Annotated in this window: 1 protein-coding gene; it reads right to left on the bottom strand. The window is 59.8% G+C overall.

All coding sequences use genetic code 11. From position 1 onward, the window contains the following. Positions 1-528 (bottom strand): hypothetical protein (locus tag IFU11_RS19940; RefSeq protein ID WP_199862398.1); only part of this gene is annotated, 528 nt, incomplete at its 3' end. Positions 529-957: the final 429 nt, after the last annotated feature.

The raw sequence follows: 957 nt of genomic DNA, 5'->3' as shown, positions 1-957 counted from the left end.
CCGCTCGGCCCGATGCACCATCACCAGGATGTGCGCGGTCGTGACCTCATCCGGCGCTCGAAGGGTGCTCTCCGGGTTGTACAACCCCACGCCTGCGCGCAGAGCCACGTCATAGGTCGCCAGCTGGCAAGCAATCAACGCCGCCGTCTCATCGATGGCGTAACCAACGGTGCTGTCTTCGTACTCATTGATGTTGAGGCTCAAAACAGCCTGTCGAGCATCCTCAACCGCCGACGGGTACCCGCCGGAATCAGTGATCCGCTGTGCACCCATCAAAGATGCCCGGAAGACATCAACCGCAGCACGTGCCGCTTCTTCACCCGCGCCGACGCGGATGCGCGCCAGCCGGCTCAGGTAGTCCACCGCTAGGCCGACGACACTCGCATGAACATTCTCCTGCTTGTGATCAAGAACCCCATGCTCGTCCTCGAGCTGCGTCGCCGTCAGCAGCTTCGGATTGACCAACCCGCCACGAGGCTGGCCAGCCTCCTTGTTGTACTGGGTGATGCGTTGCGTTACAGAGGTCAATGGAACCCCGCCTGTTCAGTTGTAGGACGGCCGACACACTCGGCCCGTACTGCAAATTTTACGGCCGTAGGTGATTCGACTGGGCAGTCGACACGACGAGTGGAACTGCGTTCCGAACCGTTGACGGAAACGCCCTCGGACAACGAGTGGTACGTGTCGCTATCGACTAGGTAATAGCGTGCCAGCTCCTTGTGGAGCGCTCAAGCCCAAAATCCATGTACCCGCAAATGTACCCGCAAGCTCCGGGCTTTTGCCGGTTTTGACGGGATCTGACGGGTTGTGGGATCTCCCGACTTGCCTACTCCCGCAAGGGATCTACGGCTATCAAGCGTGACGGAGGGAGAACCCTTCTTCGACTCAAGGGGTCGCAGGTTCAAATCCTGTCAGCCCGACCATGAAGTCCCGGAAACCATCTGGTTTCCGGGACTT

Source organism: Plantibacter sp. CFBP 8804 (assembly GCF_014841225.1).
Classification (GTDB): domain Bacteria; phylum Actinomycetota; class Actinomycetes; order Actinomycetales; family Microbacteriaceae; genus Plantibacter; species Plantibacter auratus.
Note: the sequence above shows the minus strand (reverse complement) of the source record. Positions and strands in the feature narration are given on the sequence as shown.